This is a genomic window from Streptomyces humidus, assembly GCF_014649655.1.
Lineage (GTDB): Bacteria > Actinomycetota > Actinomycetes > Streptomycetales > Streptomycetaceae > Streptomyces > Streptomyces humidus.
The window spans coordinates 261,748-284,325 of sequence record NZ_BMTL01000006.1 but is presented as its reverse complement, the minus strand read 5'-3'; the positions used below and the strand labels follow the sequence as shown (position 1 = coordinate 284,325).

The window sequence follows — 22,578 nt, the reverse complement described above, 5'->3', positions numbered from 1 at the left end:
GGGGCCGAGACGGCGCCGGATCAGACCTGCGCCCGCTCCTCGACGACCCTCGCGATCTTCTCGAGGGCCTCGTCGAAGGGGATGCCGTTCTCCTGCGAGCCGTCGCGGTAGCGGAAGGACACCGAACCGGCCGCCATGTCCTCGTCGCCCGCGATGACCATGAAGGGCACCTTCTGCTTCTGGGCGTTGCGGATCTTCTTCTGCATCCGGTCCGAGGAGGAGTCGACCTCGACCCGCAGCCCCTTCTTCTTCGCGGCCGCGGCGAACTTCTCCAGATACTCCACGTGCCCGTCGCCGATCGGGATGCCGAGTGCCTGGACCGGGGCCAGCCACGCCGGGAACGCGCCCGCGTAGTGCTCCAGGAGCACCGCGAAGAACCGCTCGATGGAGCCGAACAGCGCGCGGTGGATCATGACCGGGCGCTGCTTGGCGCCGTCCGGGCCGGTGTACTCCAGGTCGAAGCGGTCCGGGAGGTTGAAGTCGAGCTGGATGGTCGACATCTGCCAGGTGCGGCCGATGGCGTCCTTCGTCTGGACGGAGATCTTGGGGCCGTAGAAGGCGGCGCCGCCCGGGTCGGGCACCAGGGGCAGGCCCTGCTTCTCGGCGACCTGGCGCAGGGTCTCGGTCGCCTCCTCCCAGGCCTCGTCGGAGCCGACGAACTTCTCCGGGTCCTTGGTGGACAGCTCCAGGTAGAAGTCGGTCAGGCCGTAGTCGCGCAGCAGGCCGAGGACGAAGGTGAGCGTCTTGTCCAGTTCCTCCGACATCTGCTCGCGGGTGCAGTAGATGTGCGCGTCGTCCTGCGTGAAGCCGCGGGCGCGGGTCAGTCCGTGTACGACGCCCGACTTCTCGTACCGGTACACGGTCCCGAACTCGAAGAGGCGCAGCGGCAGTTCGCGGTAGGAGCGGCCGCGTGCGTCGAAGATCAGGTTGTGCATGGGGCAGTTCATGGGCTTGAGGTAGTAGTCGACGCCCTCGTCGAGCTGCATGGGCGGGTACATGCCGTCGGCGTACCAGTCCAGGTGGCCCGAGGTCTCGAAGAGCTTCCCCTTGGTCGCGTGCGGGGTGTAGACGAACTCGTAGCCCTCCTCCTCGTGCCGGCGGCGCGAGTAGTCCTCCATGACCCGGCGGATGATGCCGCCCTTGGGGTGGAAGACCGCGAGGCCGGAGCCGATCTGCTCCGGAATGGAGAACAGGTCCAGCTCGCTGCCGAGCTTGCGGTGGTCGCGCTTCTCGGCCTCGGCGAGGAAGTCGAGGTGGGCCTTCAGCTCCTCCTTGGAGGGCCAGGCGGTGCCGTAGATGCGCTGCAGCATGGGGTTCTTCTCGCTGCCGCGCCAGTAGGCGGCCGCGTTGCGCATCAGCTTGAACGCCGGGATGTTGCGGGTGGTGGGCAGGTGGGGACCGCGGCAGAGGTCCTTCCAGCACAGGTCGCCGGTCCTGGCGTCCAGGTTGTCGTAGATCGTCAGCTCGCCGCCGCCGACCTCGACGTCCGCGCCGTCGTCGCTGGAGGCGGAGCCCTTGAGGCCGATCAGCTCCAGCTTGTAGGGCTCGTCGGCGAGCTCCTCGCGGGCGGCCTCGTCGGTGACGACGCGCCGGGCGAACCGCTGCCCCCGCTTCTGGATCTCCTGCATCTTCTTCTCGACTGCCTTGAGGTCCTCGGGCGTGAACGGCTTCTCGACGTCGAAGTCGTAGTAGAAGCCGTCCTTGACCGGCGGGCCGATGCCCAGCTTGGCCTCGGGGAAGAGCTCCTGCACGGCCTGGGCCATGACGTGCGCGGTGGAGTGGCGCAGGATGTTCAGGCCGTCCTCGGAGGAGATCTCGACGCCCTCGACCTCGTCGCCCTCGCGGAGCGGGTACGACAGGTCCCTCAGCTCTCCGGCCACCCGCGCGGCGACGATGGAGCGCTCGCCGGCGAAGAGGTCGGCGGCCGTGGTGCCCGTCGTCACCGTGCGCTCTTCCCGCTCGGAATCGCGTTGGATGATCACACGGACGTCTGACACCGGTCTCTCCTGACTGAAGGGGGTGCGGCGCCATACCGTGAGCGCGCGCAGGAGCCGATCGTACCGACCCGCACCCGCCGACCGCGAAATCATTCCCGCGGCTCATCCCCTCCGCAGGTCTCGTCGAAGACGTCGGCGCCCTCTGCGTTCCCCAGCCTCGACTTCATCAGCCGGTCCCGCTCGGCGTCGTCCACCTGCACGGGGACGACCTCGCGGGCGCCGGTGAGCCTGCGGAACCCGCCCCGGCTCTCCAGCCGGCCCCGCACCCGCACCGGCAGTCCGCACAGATGGGCCTCCCCGGCGACGCGGTAGGCCTCCTCGTCGAGGGTGAGCCGCAGGTGCGGGATCTCCGCGCCGGCCAGCACCCGCAGCCGTACGCTGCCCTCGCCGCGTGGTCCCGACCTGCGCAGGCGGACCACGGTGCCGGTGATCCGCACGGTCACGGAGGGCTCCTCGCGCAGATAGCGGGCGCCCGCCTCGCGCAGCACGGACAGGTCGCCCGGCGAGAACTCCACGGGCTCCCCGCCGGCGGCGCAGTCCGCGGGGACGCCGGCCGCGGGCGACCACTCGACGGCGATCCGGGCGCCCTGGGCGCCGCGCACGAGAGCGATCAGCGCCTCGGTGAGCTCGCGGCTGGCGCCGGCCTCCACCGCGCCGTCGAAGGCGTCCATGCCGCCGGTGGCCCGCTGGTAGTCGACGGCCTCGCGGACCGCGTAGAGGGCCTGGTGGAGACGGACGGCGAGGGAGCGGGCGCCGGCGACCGGCACGAGGGCGGTCAGCCGGCGTCCGCCGGTCGCGGAGCCGACCAGGACGTTCTCCAGCGTCGCCAGGGCGGCGCGTCGGTGCCGTGCGCCGTGGTAGCCCGCACGCGCCCGGGTGGCGAGCGCGCCGGCCAGCAGCATCTGACGGGCGGCGGCGCGCAGTTGCTCCTCGACGGCCCAGGAGGCGGCCCCGGCGGGCCCGGTCGGCGAGTCCCGCCACCAGCGGATCTCGTCGCTGGGCACCGCGAGGCCGACGAGCACCTCGCGCGCGGAGGGCGTGCCGCTGCGGGCGAGCGCCAGGAGCGCCTCGCCGAGCAGGTCGTCGCTGTCGGGAAAGGCGCGGCTCTCCGGCACGAGGAGGCTGGTCCCGGCGCCGCCGGGGCCGGGCGGGGTCCACCGGCCGTAGCGTCCGGCCGCCCCGCCGCGCCGCTGCCAGCCGTGACGGCGCAGCAGGGCGCCGAGGACGGCGGGGTCCACCTCGGTGGGGTCGGGGCGCCGGTTCCAGGGGGTCTCGGGGTGCGGCCGTACCGGCCGCAGCGGCTCGTCGAGGGGGCGGTGGGTCACGGTCTGCCTCCCGTCCCGGCCCGCGTCATGATCTCGCACAGCGCCCGGTCGTCGAAGATGCGTGTGGTCGGTATCCGCACGGTGGTCCGGGTCCGGCCGGTGATCGGGTGGCCGGCGAGATTGACCCAGTAGCAGCAGTGCCGCAGGTCGAGGCGGTCGTGACCGGCCCGCAGCCACTGGTCCTGCGACCGGGGGACGATCATCACGACGAGGATCTTGTGCACCGACACCGGGGTGCGGGCGAGCTTGCGCAGATGGTCGTTGTCGAGGGTGAAGGAGAAGAAGCGGCCCGGCGGGTCGGGGCGCACCTGGTAGGTCGCCTTGAGCTGCACCTTGATGGTGACCTCGTCGTCGACGGTGTGTCCGGGTGCGCTGTGGCTGACGTGCCAGTCGATGCCGTTGTCGGGGAACGGCTGGGAGAGCGAGCAGCCCGCGGCCGCCGCGACGGCGTGCAGATAGCCCACCTGCAGTGTCTCCATGCAGGCGGTGGTGGCGAGTGTGCCGCGGTGAACGCCCGCGCGCTCAGGCAGCAGCCCGCCCCGCTCGGGCTGCGCAATCGCCATGGCCAACAGCCTTCCCACCAGAGCCGGTCCCCGTGACGGGCCGCTGAACTGCAAAGACCCGTACTCGTGTTGTGTCCTTGCGGCGTACGGCGCAAACAGCCCGGGTATCACCGAACAGGCAGAAGACGGGACATCAGCTGCCGTGGGTGAACGAGGGGTTGAGAAGGTATGACGCACTGGTACGAGGGCCCTCTGGCCGCATTTGACACGGAGACGACGGGCGTCGACGTGGAGACCGACCGGATCGTGTCGGCCGCCCTCGTCGTCCAGGACGCGCCGGGCGCGAGGCCGCGGGTGAGCCGGTGGCTGGTGAACCCGGGCGTCCCGGTGCCCGCCGGGGCGACGGAGGTGCACGGGCTGACGGACGACCACCTGCAGCGCAACGGACGCTGGCCGTCGCCGGTGATGTCCGAGATAGCCGAACTGCTCGCCGAACAGGCGGCTGCCGCACGCCCGTTGGTGGTCATGAACGCGCCCTTCGACCTGACGCTGCTCGACCGCGAGCTGCGCAGGCACCGCGCCTCGTCGCTGGGCGACCGGCTGGGCTCGGCGCCGCTGCGGGTGCTGGACCCGCGGGTGCTGGACAAGCACCTGGACCGCTACCGCAAGGGGCGGCGCACGCTCACCGACCTGTGCGCGCACTACGAGGTGACGCTCGCGGAGGCGCACGACGCGGCGGCGGACGCGCTGGCCGCGCTGGAGGTCGTCCGGGCGCTGGGCCGCCGGTTCGCGGCCCGGCTGGAGCGGTTGTCGCCCGCCGAGCTGCACACCCTGCAGACGACCTGGCACGCGGCGCAGGCGCGGGGGCTGCAGGCGTGGTTCGCCCGCAGCGGCACGCCGGAGACGGTGGACACCTCGTGGCCCCTGCGGCCGGCGCTGCCGGCGGCGGCTTAGGACGCCCGCCCGGCGGACACGAAGAAGCCGGTCCGCTCGACGCGGACCGGCTTTTCCCGGTGGGCGATACTGGGTTCGAACCAGTGACCTCTTCGGTGTGAACGAAGCGCTCTCCCACTGAGCTAATCGCCCGGGAACGCACTGAACCATACAGGTCCCCGCACGCTTCCTTCAAACCGCTTCCAGGTATGCCGCCAGACCGCGCCGTCCGGCACGCATCATCAGCCGGTGGTTGAGGCGGAACAGCGGCCGTCCCGGCACGGCGAACCGCCTCAGGAGCGGTTTGTCCACGCGGACGGCCTGGTCGTAGCGGGCGACGGCGCCGGAGCCGTCGGCGGTGACCGTCCAGCGCGCCCAGCCCTCGAGATCCCCCGACAGCGCGATCTCCAGGACCCCGGCCGCCGGATCGCTGAGCACCGCGCGCACGGTGAAGGTCAGGTCGTACGGGAGGACGGAGCGGACGCGGACGACGCCGGCCGTGCCGTCGACGCGGCTCACCTCGCGCACCTGGGGCCACCAGCGCGGGTAGTCCTCGGCCCGCCCCAGCGCCTCGTACACGCGGTCGGGCGGCGCGGGCAGGGCCCACAGGCTGTGGAAGCGGTAACGGGTCCAGTCCATGGGCGGAGTGTGCCCACGCCCGGCCCGGGCAGTGCGGTGAGTACGTCATGAGTACGTGCGCTCATGCCGGCGGGCGTGAGGCGGGGCCACACTCCGGGGCATGACCCATTTTCCGTCCCCGGCCGAGGAACTGCGGTTCCTCGACGCCGAACTGCGCCGACTGGACGCCGCCCGGGCCCACTTGCTGGCCCGCCGCGCCTGGTTGGTCACCGTGCTCCAGCAGGCGGCGCCACCGGTCGCGCCGGGATGGCCGAACCCGCCCGCGGCGCCGGCCCGCCGCCCCGAGACCACCGCCCCCGGCGTGCAGAACGTTCTCCTGCTGCTCGGCGGGGTCCTGCTCACCGTCGCGGCAATGGTCTTCACCCTGGTCAGCTGGGGCCACCTCGGGATCACCGGGCGCAGTGCGGTGCTCGGCGCGGTCACGCTCGCGGTGCTCGGCGCGCCCCTGGCACTGCTGCGTCGGGGACTGCGTTCGACCGCCGAGTCGGTCGCGGGTCTCGGTCTCGCGCTGACGGCGCTGGACGCCTACGCCCTGCACGAGGTCGCGTTCGGCGCGGCGGACGGCCCGACGTACGCGGCGGCCGCCTCGACGGTGCTGGCGGCGCTCTGGGCGGCGTACGGCACGACGCTCGCCGCGCTGCCGGGCACAGCCGCGCTGCGGCTGCCCCGCCCCGCCGCCCTGGTGATCGCCCAGTTCGCGCTGCCTCTCTGGGCGTTCGCGGCCGGGGGCGGGGAGCACGCGGTCACGGCGGCGGTGCTGCTGACGGCGGCGCTCGACGCGGCGGTCGCGCTGCGGACCGCGCGGCCGCCGGTGCTCACGGTCGCGGTGGTGTGCGCGTTCGCCGCCGGCGGCGGGGGCGTGCTGGTGTCCGCCGGGCTTTCGCTGGAGGCGGCCGGTCCGGGCGAGGCGCTCCGTGCGGCGGCGCTTCTCGTTCTCGCGGCGGCGATCGCCCTGGGCGTGGCGCGGTTCGCCCCGCACCCCGGTTTCGCGACGGGCGGGGCGCTGGCCGGCGCGCTGTGCGGGGTCGCCGCTCTGGGCGGCGTCCTGCGGGCGTGGACGCCCGGCGACTGGGCGGCGCCCGGGTATCTGGCGTGCGGGATCGCGCTGTTGGCCGTGGCCCGGGGTTCGGAGGCGGTGCGCCGGGGTGTGTCCTGGGCCTCCGGTCTCGTCCAGGCCGGGGCGGTGCTGTGGGCGGTCCCGGCTGTCGGCGTCACGTTGCTGGGCCCTGTGGCGTGGCTGCGGCACATCTGGTCCGGGACACCTGCCGACGCCCGCGCCGCGGTGACCGTCGACGCCTTCTGGCCCCCGTACGCCGTCACGGCTCCCCTGCTCCTCGGCGCCGTCGCGGTGGTCCTGGCGACGGCGGTGCGGGACGGCGAGTGGCGTCCGCAGGCGCGGGCCGCAGCGCCGGCACTGCTGTGCGCCGCGGTGCTGGTGGTCCCCGTCGCACTGGAACTCCCTTACGTCGTGGCACTGTTCGTGGCGGGAGCCGTCGTGGCCGTGCTGCTGGCGACGGCGACGCGAACGGCCACCGGGGTCGCGCTGCTCGTCTCGCTCGCTCTCGCCTTCCTCTCCCTGGCCACCGAGACCGCGACGCTCACCGTTCTCGCGGCGCTGACCGCGATGTTCGCGGGGGCCGCGTGGCGCGGCCGTGCGGCGGCCGTCGTGGCCGCCGGCGCGTCCCTGGGCTGCGCCACGGCACTGGCCGCGGCCGCGGGCGCCGCCGCCGGCTGGCGGCCGGAGCACATCGCCCTGCTGGTGCTCGTGGTCCCCGTGGTCGCGGCGCTGGTCGCCCCGCGGACCGGCGACCGGGTGACGACCGTGGTGGTGGAGGCGGTCGGGGCCGCGGCGGGCCTGCTGGCAGTCGGCCTCGCGGCGTTCGACCCGCCGCTGCTCGCCCTGGTGCTGGCCCTGTGCGCGGTGATCGCCGCGGGCACGGCGGTACGCCCGGACCGGCGGGGCGTCGGGTACGCGGCCGTCGCGCTGTTCGTGCTGGCGTCGTGGGTGCGGCTGACTTCCTGGCAGGTCGGGGTCGTGGAGGCGTACACCCTCCCGGTGACGGTCCCGGCGCTGCTCGTCGGAGCCCTGCGCCGGCGCCGGGACCCGGCGGCCTCCTCATGGACCGCGTACGGTCCCGGTCTGACGGCCACGCTGCTGCCGAGCCTCGCCGTCGCCTGGGGCGACGCCGGGTGGACCCGGCCCCTGCTGCTGGGCGTGTCCGCGCTGCTGCTGACCCTGCTGGGGGCCCGGTATCGGCTGGGCGCCCCGCTCGTGCTCGGCGGCTCGGTCCTCACGCTGGACGCGCTGCACGAACTCGCCCCGTATCTGGTCCAGGTGGCCGACGCGCTCCCTCGCTGGGCGCCGCTCGCCCTCGCCGGACTGCTGCTGCTCGCACTCGGGGCGACGTACGAGCAGCGGCTGCGGGATGTCCGGCGGGTGCGGGACGTCCTGGGAAGGATGAACTAGCCGTGCGCTACGGCATCTTGTCCCCGAGCAGTGCCAGGTTCTCGATGGCGGCGAGGCCGTAGAGCGCGGTGTCGTTGGTCGAGACCCAGGCGGCCTCGCTGCCCGCGACCAGGGTGGCGGGGCCGCTGAGCGGCTCCGTCTTCCACGGCGAGGACTCGGTGTAGCCGTCGGAGCTGTAGAACTTCGTCCACGCCCGCTTGGCGAGCGCCGCGTCGCCGGTCTGGACGGCGGCGTAGGCGTCGAGGCGGGAGTGGCCCTGGAACAGCAGCAGGGTGCCGAAGTGGGAGCCGTAACGGGCCGCCTGTTCCGCCTTGGTGGCGTTGAAGTAGCGGCAGTAGTCGAAGTAGGCCTCGTTGAACTTCGGCATGTCGACCAGGTGGATGAGTTCGGCGCACAGCTCGTTCAGCCCGAAGACCGCCGACAGGTGGGAGACTCCGACCACCGGGGCGGTGGCGACGGCGAATCTGCCGGTGTCCAGGTCGTACAGGCCGCTGCCCTGGACGAAGCCGTTGGGCTGGTCGGCGATCGTCTCCATCGTCGACAGCACGCGGGCCCTGGCCTTCTCCCACTTGGGGCCTCTGCGTTCCCACTCGGTCAGCCAGGCCGACACCAGTCCGCTCCAGTCGGTGCCGAAGCCGATCGACAGGGCGTGCCGGTCGGGGGTGTAGGGCTCGGTGCGGATCTTGCGCAGCGGGTCCAGGGCGAGGAACGTCTCGTCGGAGTCGACGTTGGCGTGCATGAGGTCGCCGACGCGTTCGTCGGCGGTGAGGAAGTAGTAGTAGCGGCGGTAGGTGGTGTTGGCGATGCGCTGCTGCTTGGCGCTGTCGGCGTAGTGCTGGACGCCGTGCCGGGTGCCCAGCCCCGCCCACTGGCCGAGGTGGTAGACGTCGACCTCGCCGGTGTGCCGGGTCATCGCCTCGGCGAAGCGGAAGATGTCCGCCCGGCCGGACCGCAGGTACGCCATCCAGAGCCAGATGTCCGGCGACAGCTCGGAGTTGTCCCAGGCGTAGCCGCCGATGTCGTACCGCCACTGGTGCCGGACGGCGTCGTAGGTGTGCATGACGTCGCCGTAGTCCCAGAAGCCGTACCAGCGGCGCTGCTCGACCTGGTCCTTGTAGTAGGTGAAGAGGAAGTCGAGGTGGTCCTCGATCCTGGCCTTGGCCGGGGTGGAGCGGTCGGGCTCGGAGTAGAGGCCCGGGCCGAAGACCTTGGACCTGATGAGCTGCCGGGGCGGGGCCGCGAGCTGCGGGAGCACGCGCACGGCCTCGACCTGTGCGGCCAGTTGCTCGGGCGTCGGCGTCGACTCGTTGGCCCAGAAGAGCAGTTCGGAGGTGCGGGCGATGCCGTACGGGGTGCCGAATCCGGGCTCGTGGTCCTCGTAGGTGATGTTGAGGCCTTCGAGCTGTTCGGGGTAGGTGTCCTGGCCCATGCCGTCGTGGTAGAAGCGCAGGTCCATCGGCTGCGCCTCGGGCGACCAGAGCCAGAGGGTGACCTCGGCCTCGTCGGTGTGGGCGTCGCGGACGTCGAGCTGGGCGGGGTGCTTCTCCCAGAAGTCCCGCAGGCCGAAGGAGAACCCGCCGCCGACGCCGCCGACGTACCCGAAGCCGGAGGCCCGTCTGCCGCCGCCGGCGCCGATCCAGCCGTGGCCCTTCTTGGTGCGCTTGCGCAGCGTGAAGCCGTCGGCGGAGAGCTGCGCGAGGGTGTAGTCCCCCCACTCCGGGATGTACTGGAGCCGGGTGGTCACGCGCTGGTCCCAGGTGGACGGGTCGGGCAGCTTCCGGCCCGCGTACTGGGCCGCCTGGACCGCCGCGCCCGGGTCGCGGCGCAGTCCGGTGACGCCCTTGACCGCCTCGCGCAGCAGACCGGCGCCCTCGCCGCCGATCCGGATGTGCCGGTCGTAGGACTCGTCGCGCATGGGGACGGTGAAGCGGACGCCGAGGCCGCGGATGAAGTCGCCGCTCGCCTTGCCGGGCTCCTGCTTCCCGTCGTAGGTGATGGTGTGCACCATGCGGAAGGAGTCGGCGCCCGCGTAGAAGTAGAGGCGGACGGAGAAGGGCAGCCAGCTGCGGCTGCCCTTGCGGTGTTTGCCGTCGATGCGGACGACCGCGCGGACCGGGCCCGACTGCTCTACGGTGACGCCGCCGACGACCCCCTCGAAGCGCTCGGTCCTGACGGCGCCCTGGTCCTCGTCCTCGATCTCGGGCTGGCGGATCAGCACCAGCCGGCCGTTCCTGGCGATCTCGGTGGAGCCGCGGGTGACGGACTTGACGATGGTGGAGCCCGAGGTGCCGATCTTCGCCGTGATGACGCCCGTCGAGACGTCGATGGTGCCGCCGCGCCGGTCGACGGTGACCTTCCGGGCGGGGGCGGCGGGGACGCCGGCGGCGAGGGTGAGCTTGCCGGAACCCGAACTCACGGCGTGGGCGGTCCACTTCAGGGAGCCGTCGGGCCAGTAGGCGATCGGCCAGGACTGGACGGGGACGTCCTTGCCGTCGGCGTCGGTCAGCGCGAAGGTCTGGTCCTCCTGGTAGGCGCCCATGGGCCAGGGCACGCCCAGGGTAGAGCCGGGGGCGGCGCCGAGGCCGCCGTCCTCCAGCCAGTCCAGGGTGACGGGGTCGGTGTCCGCCGCCGCGGCTCCCGGCGCGGCCTCGGCGTCCTTGGCTCCGGGGACCCAGCTGAACTGCGCGGCGGCGCCGGCGACGGCCGCCGCCTTGAGCAGGGACCTGCGGGGGATGGGAGACATGGGATGCAGCCTTCCTTTCCGTGCGGCATACGCAGCGGGGTGATCAGGGGCATGACAGCAATACGAGGCCGGGTCGCCGGCCCTGGACGGGGGAACCGCCGTCAGCGGCGCCGGTACCGCACCTCGACGGCGACGGCCGCCGCGGCGACGGTCCCGAGGGCGGGGACCGCCAGCAGCGGGAGGAACCAGGCGGACAGGGCGACGACGGCGAGCCCGCAGACGATCAGGAAGGACCCGGCGGGGTCGCGAAGGGTACGCCGTCCGGCGTCCGCGAGCAGCGCCCGCCAGCGGGAGCCGGGCGTCCAGCCGGCCGCCGCCCGCAGCAGGGCCACGGCGAGCCCGATCAGCGCGAAGACGCCCACGGCCCCGGCGAACGGACCGCCGGGAAGCCCGGCCCGCGAGACCAGGACGTCCACCGAGACGGCGGCGGCCGCCGCCCAGCCGGCGAGCCCGACGGCCCAGCCGCCGCGCACGGCCGCCCGGAAGTCCGCGGCGAAGTCCCGCAGACCGCCGTCCCGGCCGGTCGTACGACGCCGCAGATGCCGTGCGCCCGCGGCGAAGGCCGCGGGGTAGGTGACGACCCCGAGGCAGGCCACCGCGATCCACACTCCGGTGAGCAGGCACTCGGCGAAGACGGCGAAGCGCTCGCCGAACACCGGCTCCCTGCGCACGGGGCGGGCCTTCACTCGTGCCTGCGTCATGGTGACCGCCTCAGCCCTTCAGTCCGGAGGTCGCCATACCGTCGATGAGGTGGCGTTGGAAGGCCATGAAGAAGGCGATGACCGGGACGAGCGCCACCAGCGACATCGCGATCATGCTGCCGTAGTCGGAGATGCCCTCCTGGTCGCGGAACATCATCAGACCGAGCGAGACGGTGTACTTGGAGGGGGTGTTGAGGTAGATCAACGGGCCCATGAAGTCGTTCCACGCGTTGATGAAGGCGAAGATGGCGCTGGTGATGATCGCGGGACGGCTCAGCGGCAGCACGATGGACCAGTAGGTCCTCAGGTGCCCGCACCCGTCGAGCCGGGCCGCCTCGTCCAGCTCGCGCGGCAGCCCGCGCATGAACTGCACCATCAGGAAGACGAAGAACGCCTCCGTGGCCAGGAACTTGCCCGCCACGAGCGGTACGAGCGTGTCGATGTAGCCGAGGTTGCGGAACAGCACGTACTGCGGGATGAGCAGGACGTGGTACGGCAGCAGCAGCGTGCCGATCATCAGCGTGAACAGCAGGTTCCGCCCGGCGAACCGGATCTTGGCGAAGGCGTACGCCGTCAGCGAGCTGGACAGCACCACACCGACCACGGCCAGGACGGCGTACATCAGCGAGTTGGTGAAGAAGCTGCCGATGGAGATCCCGGAGATGCCGTCGGCGAGCCCGGAGAAGTTCGCCCAGACCGGTCTGGCCGGCAGCAGGTCGAGGCTGGCGATGATGTCCTTGCTCGGCTTGAACGAGGCGCCGAGCACCCAGATCACCGGGTAGAGGACGACCGCGAGCACGAGCAGCGCGCCCAGGTGCCAGGCGACGGACCCGATGCGGCGCCGCTCGTTCGCGGCCCGCGCGACCGGAGTGGTGGCTGTGGTCACTTGGCGGCCTCCTCGTAGTGCACCCACTTCTTCTGCGACCAGAACAGCACCGCCGTGACCAGCGCCACCGCCACCACCAGCGTCCAGGCCATCGCGGAGGCGAAGCCCATCTGGGCCTCCTTGAAGCCCTTCTGGTACAGGTAACAGGTGTAGACGAGAGTGGCGTCCGCCGGCCCGCACCGGGTGTCGGAGACGACGTACGCCGAGCCGAACACCTGGAACGCGTGGATCGACTCCAGCAGCACGTTGAAGAAGAGAACCGGGGAGATCATCGGCAGCGTGATGTTCCAGAACCGCCGGAGGGGGCCGGCTCCGTCCATCTCGGCGGCCTCGTAGAGCTCCTGCGGCACCTGCTTGAGACCCGCCAGGAAGATCACCATGGGCGCCCCGAACTGCCAGATGCTCAGCGCCACCAGCGCGTAGAGGACGTAGTCCGGATTGCCGATCCAGCCGCCCACGTCGAGCCCGAAGACCTTCTGCGCACGGTCGACCACGGCGTCGTCGGAGAACAGCGCCCGCCACACGAAGCCCACGGAGACGCTGGCCCCGATGAGCGACGGCAGGTAGAACGCGGCCCGGTACAGGACCTGTCCGCGCCGTTTCTGCGCGAGCAGCAGCGCCACCCCTAGTGCGAGGAGCAGCTTCAGCGGTGTGGCCACGACGACGTATTTCAGCGTGACCTGCACCGACTTCTGCCAGCGCGGGTCCTGGAACATCGTGGTGAAGTTGTCGAGCCCCACCCACCGGGGCGGCGTGAACAGGTTGTAGCTGGTGAACGCGTAGTACAGCGAGGCGATCATCGGCCCGGCCGTGAGCAGCAGGAACCCCGCGATCCACGGCGACATGAAGAGATAGCCGGCGAGGTTCTCGCGCCGCCGCCCGCGCCGCCCGGCGACCGGAGCGGCGGACCGCTTCTTCGCCGGGCGGGCGGGCGCTTCCTTGACGAGCGTCATGGCGGTACGTCCCCTCAGCCCGCGAACGCGGCCTTGGCCTCACTGAACAGCGCCTTCGCGGCGTCGGCCGGCTTGGTCTTGCCCTGGGCGACCTCACCGCCGATGCGCAGGAAGGCCGCCTCGATGACGTCCGCGCCGGACGGGTGCGGAGTGATCTTCCCCAGCACGCCCGCCTTGGCGACCTCGTCCTCGTAGGCCGCGACGCCCTTGTTCTGCGCGTCCGCCGGCTTGAAGGCGTCGTACTGCTCGGTGGTGGCGAGGATGCCGCGGTCGTAGCCCATGATCTTGCCGACCTCGGGGTCGTGCACCATGAAGTCGATGAACTGGGCCGCTTCCTTCGGGTGCTTGGTCCCGGAGAAGGCGCTCAGCATCAGCGAGCCGAGGTACTGGCCGGTGTTCTTGCCGTCCGTGGTGGGAATCGGCGCGAGCCCGTAGTCCGAATCGCCCTCGCCCTGGTAACGGATGGAGAAGTTGTCCCAGGTGAATTCGGACGCGGCGAGGCCCGCCGAGAGTCCCGACTTCGGCTTGGCCTGCTCGATCTTCTTCGGGTCGGCGACGAGCCCGGACTTGACGCGTTTGTAGCCGTCCTCCCACCACTGGGTCACGTCTTCCTCGGTGAAACCGAGAGCGGAGTCGGTGAAGAAGGCCTTGCCGTTCTGCCGCAGGTAGAGGTCGTAGAGGTACATGATCGCGAAGTAGCCCGTGTCGCCGGCGATCTTCAGCTTGTCCTGGATCGTCTGCAGCGCGGCGAAGTACTCGGTCCAGGTCCAGCCGAACTTCGCCTCGACGCCCGCCCGCTTGAAAGCCTTCTGGTCGATCACCAGCGCCATGGTGTTGGCGCCGACGGGTATGCCGATCTGCTTGCCGTCGACCTGACCGTTCGCCAGAACACCGTTGCGGAAGTTCTCCAGCTTCAGATTCCCCGCGTCCGCCTGCGCCTTGAGATCCATCAGAACACCGCGCTTGTCGTACTTACGCAGAAAGCCGACCGCATTCTGGAAGACGTCCGGCGGATTCCCACCGGAGGCCTGGGTCTGGAACTTCTCCCAGAACGCCTCGTAGTCGGTGAATTCGGGCTTGATCTTGATCTTCGGATACTTCTTCTCGAAGAGCGCGATCGTCTTCTTGATGGCGATGGTGCGCGGCTCGCCGCCCCACCACGCGTAACGGATCGTCACCGTCCCGTCCGCGGAAGTCCCGCTGTCTCCCCCGCACCCGGTGGTCGTGGCCAGGCCCAGCGTGGCCGCCGTCGCCCCCGCGGCCTTGAGGATCGTTCGCCTCTCAACATTCCTGCCGGTTCCCACAGTCGGGCCCTCCCCGCAGCGTCGTTGCCGCTTGCATGAATCGTTTCAAGAAAGCGCTTGCTGGCACAAGGTACGAGGGGGTTGAGAGAGCGTCAATGATTCGGACAGGAATTTCTTGCGCGCCGACTCCGCGGCGGGGCGGCCACACCCGGACAGTTCGACGCCCTCCCGGGGGTGAACTACCTGGTGAGAGGCATCCGTTCGGCGCATCGAACAGAAGATCAGGCTTGGCACGCGAGTACCGCACTGCCGAAAACCTTCTGGAGAAAGATGGTTGACCTTGACCGGGAAGCAAGGACCGCGAACAGGACTGAAACTGACGGTCCGCCAGCGACGCGGCCAGTGGAACGGGGGGGCGGTGGTGAGGGCGGCACGCAAGGGCGGACGGTGAGGGTGACGGAGCGTACGGGGGGCGGGTTCGTCGGGGAGAGGTGAACTCCAGGGACGTTCTGGGGGTGGGGGTCGAACAAGCAAGCCGGAGGTCGGCCAAGGAGGCGCTCCGGATCACGCTGGGAGGCACGGGACCCTCGGGGCGGGGATCCGACGGAAGGCGGCACGGGGCACGACGGGGCACGTCGCAGGCTTCGCGCACCGTCGGCGCCCCGCGCGAGGAGCAACGGCGCGCGGAAGGTCACAGGGGCGCTGCTGACCAGCCACAGGGCCGTCGAGGGGACGGCGGGGCCGGACGGCAGAGGTCGACGGAGACGGACCAGGTCACAGGGACCGACGAAGGGGCCGGCGAAGGGGCGGCGAAGGGGCCGGTGGAACCGCGCGCAGGAGCCGACGGGAACGCCAGGAAGAGCGGCCGACGGGAATGCCGGGAGAGCCGCCGGCCAGGCCCCACGGGAGAGGTCGCGGCACCCGTCGCCAGAGCCGGCGGGAGGTCGCAGCACCCGCCGCCAGAGCCGGCGGGAGGCTAGCAGGATCAGCCGCCGGAGCCGATGCGGCACCCGGAAGACCTCGCCCACCCGGACCGACGGGAGGGGCCGCCGACATCCGCCGCCACCGCCGCGGGGAGGCCGGTAAGGGCCGTCCGCCGAAGCCGTCCGGAGCGGGGCGAGGGGCGAGAGAGGGCGCGAGGCTGGCCACAGGAGCCCCCGTGGCCCCACAGGCCACGACCGCCGCGGTAGTCAGGTTGTGGGAACTGCGAGAGCCGCGGGCCACGGGCCGCGACGGGACGCATGGGCGGCACGCGAGCCGCACAAGCCGCAGAGAGGGGACCGTCCCGCGGGTTCCTGTGTGTGGCCGTCAGGCATGAGCGGCCGCGAACGACGTCGGGCCGTCTGCGTTCTCGCAGACGGCCCGACGTTCCGGGTGGGCGATACTGGGTTCGAACCAGTGACCTCTTCGGTGTGAACGAAGCGCTCTCCCACTGAGCTAATCGCCCGGACGCAGGAAGAACATTACCCCATGTCAGGGGGTGACTGTGACCATGTACAGAGGCGGACGGAGGTCCCGGCGCCCAGGCCGCCGCGGATCACTGATCCTTGATCTTCCAGGGCATCTCCAGGCCGAACTTCCACAGGTAGACCCCCAGCAGCGCACCGATGACCACCAGGCCGATCGAGGTCAGGATGATGTTGCGGCGCCGGACCTTCGGGTCCAGGGCACGCTGGGCCGCCTCGGTGACCTTGCGCTTGGTCCAGCGGAGCACCAGCTGGGCCCAGACGAACTCGGTCGCCCAGATCGCCATGCCGCCGAAGATCACGACCCAGCCGGGGCCGGGGAGCGGCAGCATGACGATGCCGGCGCCCACCACGGCGAGGCCGAGCACGAAGACGCCGACCTGCCAGCTCAGGTGCAGCACACGGCGCGCCTTGACGAATTCGGGAGCCCTGGAGCCGAGCCCCTGTCCGTCCTGTTCCCGCACCGCTCCGTCCGGTTTCGCCCCGTCCGCCGCCACGACCGCGTCGCCGGACTCGTCACTCCCCGTATTCATACAGCCAGACCCTACCCGAGAGATTCCGGTCACCGGAATGGTGGCACTACGCGAACGAGCTGTCGGCCGGAAGAGTTACGTAAAGGCACGCAAAACACGCAGAGGGGTTTACAACGGCACCGTAGGTGGCATGTCGATTTCGCCGACGTGCGAATCCCCGAGCGCACACTGAGCGAAAGGCCCTGGCGCTTATGAACACCACGGTCAGCTGCGAGCTGCACCTGCGCCTCGTTGTGTCGAGCGAGTCCTCCCTGCCTGTCCCCGCAGGCCTGCGGTACGACACGGCCGACCCCTACGCCGTGCACGCCACCTTCCACACCGGAGCCGAAGAGACCGTCGAGTGGGTGTTCGCCCGCGACCTCCTGGCCGAAGGCCTGCACCGGCCCACCGGCACCGGCGACGTCCGTGTCTGGCCGTCGCGCAGCCACGGTCAGGGTGTCGTCTGCATCGCCCTGAGCTCTCCTGAGGGCGAAGCGCTCCTCGAGGCCCCGGCGCGGGCCCTGGAGTCCTTCCTGAAGCGGACGGACGCCGCCGTGCCTCCCGGCACGGAACACCGGCACTTCGATCTCGACCAAGAGCTCTCGCACATCCTGGCGGAGAGCTAGGGCGAGGCTCACACCGAGCCGCCCGGCGCCGTCCACTCGGGGAGACGGTTCGGGCTGGATACAACCGCATAGGGCATGGCCGACGCCGCGCCACGGGCTGCCGTGGGGCGGCGTCGGCGTGTCCGCGGCCGCCCTGGGGAGCTCTCCCGGGCGTCCGTGGTTCCCGGGCGCCCGAATCCGGGTCCCGATCGGCGGTGGTTCGGCGGCCCGGTGCGGCTACCATCGGCCAGCATCGGCGGGCACCCGCCCGACCTCCAGGCCAGGGAGCGAAACGTGCTGATCACCCACGACACCCGGTGTGCGCTCGACACCGTGGTCGATCTGGTGAACACCGCCCCGGAGGACGGCACGACCCCGGACGCGCTGCCGGATGTCGCCGCCCTCGAGGACTTCGTGCGAAAGCACGAAATAAGCGACGTCGGCGTGCTCTCCGAGTTCGACCTGTCGGCCGTGCGCAAGATTCGTGGGCGCTTCGCGGGGATCTTCGCAGCGACGGACCCACGGGTCGCGGCCGGACTGATCAACGACCTCGTGGCAGCCGCGGGCACCACCCCCCGTCTCACCGACCACGACGGCTACGACTGGCATGTGCACTATTTCGCGCCCGGCGCGTCCGTCGCCGACCACCTGGCGGCCGACTGCGGGATGGCGCTGGCGTTCTTCGTGGTGGCCGGGGAGCAGGAAAGGCTGCGGCGGTGCGAGGCTCCGGACTGCCGGCGTGCCTTCGTCGACCTCTCACGCAACAGGTCCCGCCGGTACTGCGACAGCCGCACCTGCGGCAACCGCCTGCATGTGGCCGCCTACCGGGCGCGCCGCAAGGAGGCCGCGGGCTGAGGATCTCGCCGCGCAGGGGGATGCCGGAAGGCCGCTCGATGCCGACGGGCCCCGGCGGGTGACGCCGGGGACCGCGGGTACGGCTCACAGCAGCAGCAGGTCATGCAGCGAAGCCATGAGCAGCAGACACCCGATCACCGCAAGGAAGATCATCAGCGGTGGCTGGGAAAGGGCGAAGAGGCACCCGCGCGGCTCGTCCTGAGGCGGCGCGGAGTCGCTCTGTGTCGTGTCCAGCATCTCGCGGGCGATGATGACGCAGGCAGCACCCCTTGCGCGATCAACACGCACGGATTGAGCGGGAGTTCGCCGGAATCCGTGACGTCGGTTTCAGGCCGTGATCATTTCCGCGCACGCGCGGGCCGACTGTGTCGTTTCGGGGCCGGCCCCGCCTGCCGTGGTTCGGGCGAGGCCGCTCACTGTGTCCGCCTCCACCGCCGCTTCATATGCCGTGCTTCTTGAGGATGGCCTCGATGTCGCTGAAGTCCTCGGAGCCGCCGGTGGTCCTGGGGGCGGCCGCGGGCCGGGACGCCGGGCGGGAGGGCTGACCGAGGGAGGGCGCCGAGGCGGCGGGGGCCACCGCGTCGTCCGCCCGCGCGGCCCTGGCCGCGGCCCGGCGCTCCTTGCGGGTGCCGCCGCGGCGGCGCTCCACGGCCCGGGTGGTGGCGAAGAGGGCCCAGGCCCCGGCGAGCACGACGAAGCCCGCCCAGGCGGTGGGGCTGAAGGCGGTGTCGGCGACCCATCCGACCGCGCCCGTCATCACCAGACCGAGCGGCACGAGGGAGTAGGCCGCGATACGGGCCGCGCTCAGGAAGCGCTTCCGATAGGCCGTGACCGCTGCGATGCCCAAGCCGGCCGCGGCGACGGCGGAACAGACGGTCTCGGCAATCATCCGGTCCTCCAGGCGTAACTCATCGGGGCGCGATCGGAGGACTCGGCAGCACGGCCGTGGCAGGCTCCTCGCGCCTTCCCTGTCCCCTCCATCCTGCACCTGCGCGCGCCTCTCGGGCCATGCTCCGGCCGGACATCAGGGACATCTCCGGGTCGGCTCCTCCGCAGGCGTCGTACCGGCTCGCCCCTGGTCGGGCCCCGGGCTCCCGCCCGACACCGGCGCGCGGGTGACCCTCGGGTCCGGATGGGGGCGGCCGGGCAGGGGCTGGGAGACTGGCCCCATGAGCGACTCGCCCCCGACCCCCTCGGCCTCCCCCGTCTCCTCCGGATCCACCGGATCCACCGCCGCCACCGGATCCTCCTCCCCCGTCGCACCGACGTCGGCCGCACCCGCCCCGGGGCCTGCCCGGGCCGTCGTCCTCGACGTCTGGTGCGAGCTGCAGTGCCCCGACTGCCGTGGCGCGCTCGACGATCTGCGCGCCCTGCGCGACCGCTACGGCGACCGGCTGGAGCTGCGGCTGCGGCACTTCCCCTTGGAGAAGCACAAGCACGCCTTCGCTGCCGCGCAGGCGGCCGAGGAGGCGCTGGAGCAGGGACAGGGGTGGTCCTACGTCGAGGCCGTGCTGGGCCGGGTCGAGGAGCTGGACCGTAGGGGTGAACCCTTCCTGGTCGAAGTCGCCGACGAACTGGGCCTGGACGCCGAGGAGTTCGACACCGCCCTGATCGACGGCCGGCACATCCTGATCGTGGACGCCGACCAGGCCGAGGGCAAGGCGATCGGCGTGACCGGGACCCCGACGTACGTCATCGGCGGCGAGCGGCTGGACGGCGGCAAGACCCAGGAGGGGCTGCGCCGGCGGATCGAGGAGATCACCGACCGGCTGCTGTCCGAACAGGCCTGACACCCGGCAGGGCGAGGGCGGCCGGCCGGACTGCCGGCAGGAGGACCGCCCGCCCCGCCCCCGGCCGACAGGCGGACCCGTCGCCCGGTCGGCGGGCCGATCGCCCGGCCGGGCGGTGTCTCAGAGCAGGCTCTTGTACATCGAGTAGCCGACCGGCACGTACCCGAGCGACTCGTACAGCCGCTCGGCCGGGGTGTTGCCGGCGAACACGTTGAGGCCGAGGACCGGCCTGCCGTTCCCGATCGCCTGCGCTTCGGCCAGCAGCATCAGGGAACGGCCGTGGCCGCGGCCCCGGTGGGCCTCGTCGGTCTCGACGTCGAAGACGAACGCCTTGTCGTCGGCCACCGACACCCAGAGGAAGCCGACCGGTTCGCCTTCGTGCTCCAGGATGCTGATCAGCGTGTCCGGCGTCGCCAGGCCCTGCGGCAGCAGCCGCTCGTGGTCCCGCCGCGATCTGGCCCACGCCTCGTCCCCGGGCACTCCGCGGTCGCGCCACTCCCGGGCATAGCCGGCCAGGGCCTGCTCCAGCCAGGGCCCGAACTCGGCTTCCGTCATGGGCCGGCCCAGGCTGCCGTCGGGCAGGGCGGGCGCGGTGGTGCCGAGGGTCTTCTCCATACCGCGGTTGCGGTGGACGTAGCCGAGCGCCGTCGCCAGGCGCAGCGCGGCCCCCGCGTCGGCCGGCGCCCTGAGCTCGATCCGGGTGCAGCCCCAGCCGCGGGCCACCTCCTCGGCGGCCAGCGCCGCCACCGTGCCCCGGCCCCGGCCCCGATCCCGCTCCTCGATGCGCAGGTCGGCGAGGCGGGCGACGCCGGGACCGAAGTCGGGGGACGTGGAAAGGCGGACCTCGCCGACGGGACGGCTGTTGACGCACACCTGGTAGTGGCGCGACAGCGCTCCGTCGGCGGCGCGTTGCAGCGGCTCGGTCGGCCGCAGGGTCGTGGTCATCAGAGGTGTTCTACCCCGTGCCGGGCCGGAAGGCAGCCGGTTTTCCCGGCTCCCACGGACCCGATCTCCCACGGACCCGGTCCGCCGTCGCTCAGGGGTCGAGGTCGTCCGCACTCCGCTCGGCGAAGATCCGCATCGCCTTGGCCGTCACCGGTCCGGGTGCGCCCGGCAGTTCACGGTCGTCGACGCGGTGGACGGCCTGGACGTCGCGCAGGGTGGACGTGAGGAAGACCTCGTCGGCGTGCTCCAGCACGTCCAGCGACAGGTCGGTCTCCTGGGCGCCGGTCCACTCGACGGTCAGCTCGCGCGTGATGCCCGCGAGGCAGCCGGAAGCGAGCGGCGGGGTGTGGATCTCGCCGTCCAGGACGACGAAGACGTTGGAGCCGGTGCCCTCGCAGAGCCGCCCGACCGTGTTGCCGAACAGCGCCTCGGTGGCGCCGTGCCGGTGGGCGCGGGCCAGGGCGACGACGTTCTCGCCGTACGAGGTGGTCTTGAGCCCGGTGAGCGCGCCGCGTTCGTTGCGGGTCCAGGGGACCGTGACGACGGCCGTGGAGTCGGCGCGCCGCGTGGTCTCGCCGAGGGCGACGACGAGGGTGGCGCCGTGTTCGCCGCGCTCGGAGCCGAGGGGGGCCCGGCCGCCGGTGTAGGTGACGCGCAGCCGGCCGAGCGGCACGGGGTTGGCTTCGAGGACGGCGGCGCAGGCGCGGCGGACCTCGTCGTGGTCGGGGTCGGGCAGGCCGAGGCCGCGCGCGGAGCGGGTCAGCCGGTCGAGGTGGCGGGTGAGCGCGAAGGCCGCGCCGTCCATCGCCTTCATCGTCTCGAAGATGCCGTCGCCCACGGTCAGCCCGTGGTCGAAGACGGAGACACGGGCGGCGTCGCTGTCCTGCAGCCCGCCGTCGAGCCATATCTTCACGTAAGCGTCCCTTCACTCACCCCGTACGCTCCCGACGCTACAGCGAGCAGTCGGGACGCCTTCAGCTCGGTCTCCTCCCACTCGGCCTCGGGGTCGGAACCCCAGGTGATGCCCGCGCCGGTGCCGAACCTCAGCACGGCGCCGCTCCCGGCGGACCGCTCGATCCAGAAGGTGCGGATCCCGACGGCCAGCTCGGCCGTGCCCCGGTCGGCGTCGACCCAGCCGACGGCGCCGCAGTACGGGCCGCGCGGCGCCGTCTCCAGCGCGTCGATGATGCGCAGGGCGCTGGACTTGGGGGCTCCGGTGACCGAGCCGGGCGGGAAGGCGGCGTCGAACAGTTCGGGCCAGCCGGCGTCCTCGCGCAGTTCGCCGCGGACCGTGGACACGAGATGGACCAGCCCGGGGTGCTTCTCGACGGCGCACAGGTCGGGGACGCTCACGCTGCCGGTGGCGCACACGCGGCCGATGTCGTTGCGGACCAGGTCGACGATCATCACGTTCTCGGCGTAGTCCTTGGCGAGGAGGTCCGCCTCGGTGCGCCCGGTCCCCTTGATGGGCCCCGACTCGACGACCCGGCCGTCGCGGCGCAGGAACAGCTCGGGAGACGCAGTGGCCGTCTCCACGCCGTGCGCGGGGAGGCGAATCGTTCCTGCGTACGGCGCCGGGTTGCCCCTGGCCAGCAACGCGGTCAGCGCGTCCACGTCGGCGTCGGGCGGCACGGGCGCGGTCAGGACGCGGCACAGGTTGGCCTGGTAGACCTCGCCGGCCGCGATGTGCTCGCGTATCCGCCGCACGCCCGCGATGTAAGCGGCACGGTCGAGGGAGGACGTCCAGTCACCGGCCGCGGGCCCCCGCCAGGCCCCCGGCACGGGGGCGGGCACGGGTTCCTCGCGCACGTCGGCGAAGCGGGCACAGGTCAGGCGGCCCTCGAAGTCCGCCGCGACGGCCCAGAACCCGCTGGAGTCCAGGGCCGAAGGATCGCCGGTCACGTCGAGGAGGCCGGTGGCGACGCGGCCGCCGAAGCGGGCGAGGGGAGGGAGGTCGGGCACGCTGCCGAGTCTAGGCCGGGCCGTCCGGAGGCGGTCCTCGCATGTCCCGGAT

The 22,578-nt window shown here is 72.0% G+C and carries 20 protein-coding genes and 2 tRNA genes; 5 read left to right on the top strand and 17 right to left on the bottom strand.

All coding sequences use genetic code 11. From position 1 onward, the window contains the following. Positions 1 to 20: 20 nt before the first annotated feature. From thrS to IE239_RS09300, 3 genes are all read right to left on the bottom strand, one after another. Positions 21 to 1,997 (bottom strand): threonine--tRNA ligase, encoded by a 1,977-nt coding sequence (gene thrS / locus IE239_RS09310; RefSeq protein WP_190148800.1) that lies wholly within the window; start codon positions 1,995 to 1,997, stop codon positions 21 to 23. A gap of 89 nt (positions 1,998 to 2,086) precedes the next feature. Then, positions 2,087 to 3,322 (bottom strand): hypothetical protein, encoded by a 1,236-nt coding sequence (locus IE239_RS09305; protein ID WP_190148799.1) that lies wholly within the window; start codon positions 3,320 to 3,322, stop codon positions 2,087 to 2,089. Then, positions 3,319 to 3,885 (bottom strand): DUF4365 domain-containing protein, encoded by a 567-nt coding sequence (locus tag IE239_RS09300; RefSeq protein WP_190148798.1) that lies wholly within the window; start codon positions 3,883 to 3,885, stop codon positions 3,319 to 3,321. Before IE239_RS09300 ends, IE239_RS09305 begins: the two co-directional genes overlap by 4 nt. A gap of 168 nt (positions 3,886 to 4,053) precedes the next feature. Here IE239_RS09300 and IE239_RS09295 point away from each other — a divergent pair, with 168 nt between their 5' ends. Beyond that, a complete protein-coding gene (locus IE239_RS09295) occupies positions 4,054 to 4,779 on the top strand; it encodes a 3'-5' exonuclease (protein WP_190148797.1) in 726 nt (241 codons plus the stop codon). Positions 4,780 to 4,839: 60 nt separating this feature from the next. Here IE239_RS09295 and IE239_RS09290 read toward each other — a convergent pair. Both IE239_RS09290 and IE239_RS09285 read right to left on the bottom strand, forming a co-directional pair. Then, positions 4,840 to 4,911 (bottom strand) — tRNA-Val (locus IE239_RS09290). 39 nt (positions 4,912 to 4,950) lie between these two features. After that, positions 4,951 to 5,397, bottom strand: coding sequence for an SRPBCC family protein (locus tag IE239_RS09285; RefSeq protein ID WP_190148796.1), 447 nt, complete (start codon positions 5,395 to 5,397; stop codon positions 4,951 to 4,953). A gap of 100 nt (positions 5,398 to 5,497) precedes the next feature. Between IE239_RS09285 and IE239_RS09280 the strand changes: the two genes are divergently transcribed. Continuing rightward, complete coding sequence (locus IE239_RS09280; RefSeq protein WP_190148795.1) at positions 5,498 to 7,864, top strand: SCO7613 C-terminal domain-containing membrane protein; 2,367 nt, start codon at positions 5,498 to 5,500, stop codon at positions 7,862 to 7,864. Between the two features lie 7 nt (positions 7,865 to 7,871). Here the strand turns inward: IE239_RS09280 and IE239_RS09275 are convergent, their stop codons facing one another. The 7 genes from IE239_RS09275 to IE239_RS09245 all read right to left on the bottom strand — a co-directional run bounded on the left by IE239_RS09275 (position 7,872) and on the right by IE239_RS09245 (position 16,390). Continuing rightward, entirely contained in the window at positions 7,872 to 10,607 is a 2,736-nt protein-coding gene (locus IE239_RS09275) for an exo-rhamnogalacturonan lyase family protein (RefSeq protein WP_190148794.1), read from the bottom strand. Positions 10,608 to 10,708: 101 nt separating this feature from the next. Next, positions 10,709 to 11,308: a hypothetical protein gene (locus IE239_RS09270; RefSeq protein WP_190148793.1), complete on the bottom strand. Its 600-nt coding sequence runs from the start codon at positions 11,306 to 11,308 to the stop codon at positions 10,709 to 10,711. Positions 11,309 to 11,318: 10 nt separating this feature from the next. Then, complete coding sequence (locus IE239_RS09265) at positions 11,319 to 12,194, bottom strand: carbohydrate ABC transporter permease (RefSeq protein ID WP_190148792.1); 876 nt, start codon at positions 12,192 to 12,194, stop codon at positions 11,319 to 11,321. Then, complete coding sequence (locus IE239_RS09260) at positions 12,191 to 13,147, bottom strand: carbohydrate ABC transporter permease (RefSeq protein ID WP_190148791.1); 957 nt, start codon at positions 13,145 to 13,147, stop codon at positions 12,191 to 12,193. The genes IE239_RS09265 and IE239_RS09260 overlap by 4 nt, the downstream gene beginning before the upstream one ends. A gap of 14 nt (positions 13,148 to 13,161) precedes the next feature. Then, a complete protein-coding gene (locus IE239_RS09255; RefSeq protein ID WP_190148790.1) occupies positions 13,162 to 14,451 on the bottom strand; it encodes an ABC transporter substrate-binding protein in 1,290 nt (429 codons plus the stop codon). A gap of 1,315 nt (positions 14,452 to 15,766) precedes the next feature. Further along, positions 15,767 to 15,838: transfer RNA gene (locus tag IE239_RS09250), tRNA-Val, on the bottom strand. Between the two features lie 90 nt (positions 15,839 to 15,928). Then, positions 15,929 to 16,390, bottom strand: a complete 462-nt coding sequence (locus tag IE239_RS09245) for a TIGR02611 family protein (RefSeq protein ID WP_190148789.1) — start codon at positions 16,388 to 16,390, stop codon at positions 15,929 to 15,931. 191 nt (positions 16,391 to 16,581) lie between these two features. Here IE239_RS09245 and IE239_RS09240 point away from each other — a divergent pair, with 191 nt between their 5' ends. Together IE239_RS09240 and IE239_RS09235 are read left to right on the top strand one after the other, a co-directional pair. Beyond that, positions 16,582 to 16,995 (top strand): SsgA family sporulation/cell division regulator, encoded by a 414-nt coding sequence (locus IE239_RS09240; protein ID WP_004002642.1) that lies wholly within the window; start codon positions 16,582 to 16,584, stop codon positions 16,993 to 16,995. Positions 16,996 to 17,268: 273 nt separating this feature from the next. Continuing rightward, on the top strand, positions 17,269 to 17,829 hold the full coding sequence (locus IE239_RS09235) for a CGNR zinc finger domain-containing protein (protein WP_190148788.1): 561 nt from the start codon (positions 17,269 to 17,271) through the stop codon (positions 17,827 to 17,829). An 84-nt stretch (positions 17,830 to 17,913) separates the two neighbouring features. On the opposite strand, the gene IE239_RS09230 is transcribed toward IE239_RS09235, so the two are convergent. Next, positions 17,914 to 18,066, bottom strand: a complete 153-nt coding sequence (locus tag IE239_RS09230) for a hypothetical protein (RefSeq protein ID WP_190148787.1) — start codon at positions 18,064 to 18,066, stop codon at positions 17,914 to 17,916. A 202-nt stretch (positions 18,067 to 18,268) separates the two neighbouring features. Then, a complete protein-coding gene (locus IE239_RS09225) occupies positions 18,269 to 18,718 on the bottom strand; it encodes a hypothetical protein (protein WP_190148786.1) in 450 nt (149 codons plus the stop codon). 280 nt (positions 18,719 to 18,998) lie between these two features. On the opposite strand from IE239_RS09225, the gene IE239_RS09220 reads away from it, so the two are divergent. Continuing rightward, positions 18,999 to 19,619: a DsbA family protein gene (locus IE239_RS09220; RefSeq protein ID WP_229877957.1), complete on the top strand. Its 621-nt coding sequence runs from the start codon at positions 18,999 to 19,001 to the stop codon at positions 19,617 to 19,619. Between the two features lie 120 nt (positions 19,620 to 19,739). Here the strand turns inward: IE239_RS09220 and IE239_RS09215 are convergent, their stop codons facing one another. The 3 genes from IE239_RS09215 to IE239_RS09205 all read right to left on the bottom strand — a co-directional run bounded on the left by IE239_RS09215 (position 19,740) and on the right by IE239_RS09205 (position 22,526). Further along, positions 19,740 to 20,564 carry a GNAT family N-acetyltransferase gene (locus IE239_RS09215; protein ID WP_190148784.1) on the bottom strand — a complete coding sequence of 275 codons (825 nt, stop codon included), beginning with the start codon at positions 20,562 to 20,564 and terminating at the stop codon, positions 19,740 to 19,742. 91 nt (positions 20,565 to 20,655) lie between these two features. Beyond that, positions 20,656 to 21,477: an aminotransferase class IV gene (locus IE239_RS09210; RefSeq protein WP_190148783.1), complete on the bottom strand. Its 822-nt coding sequence runs from the start codon at positions 21,475 to 21,477 to the stop codon at positions 20,656 to 20,658. Beyond that, positions 21,474 to 22,526 carry a chorismate-binding protein gene (locus IE239_RS09205; RefSeq protein ID WP_190148782.1) on the bottom strand — a complete coding sequence of 351 codons (1,053 nt, stop codon included), beginning with the start codon at positions 22,524 to 22,526 and terminating at the stop codon, positions 21,474 to 21,476. Before IE239_RS09205 ends, IE239_RS09210 begins: the two co-directional genes overlap by 4 nt. Between the last annotated feature and the right edge of the window lie 52 nt (positions 22,527 to 22,578).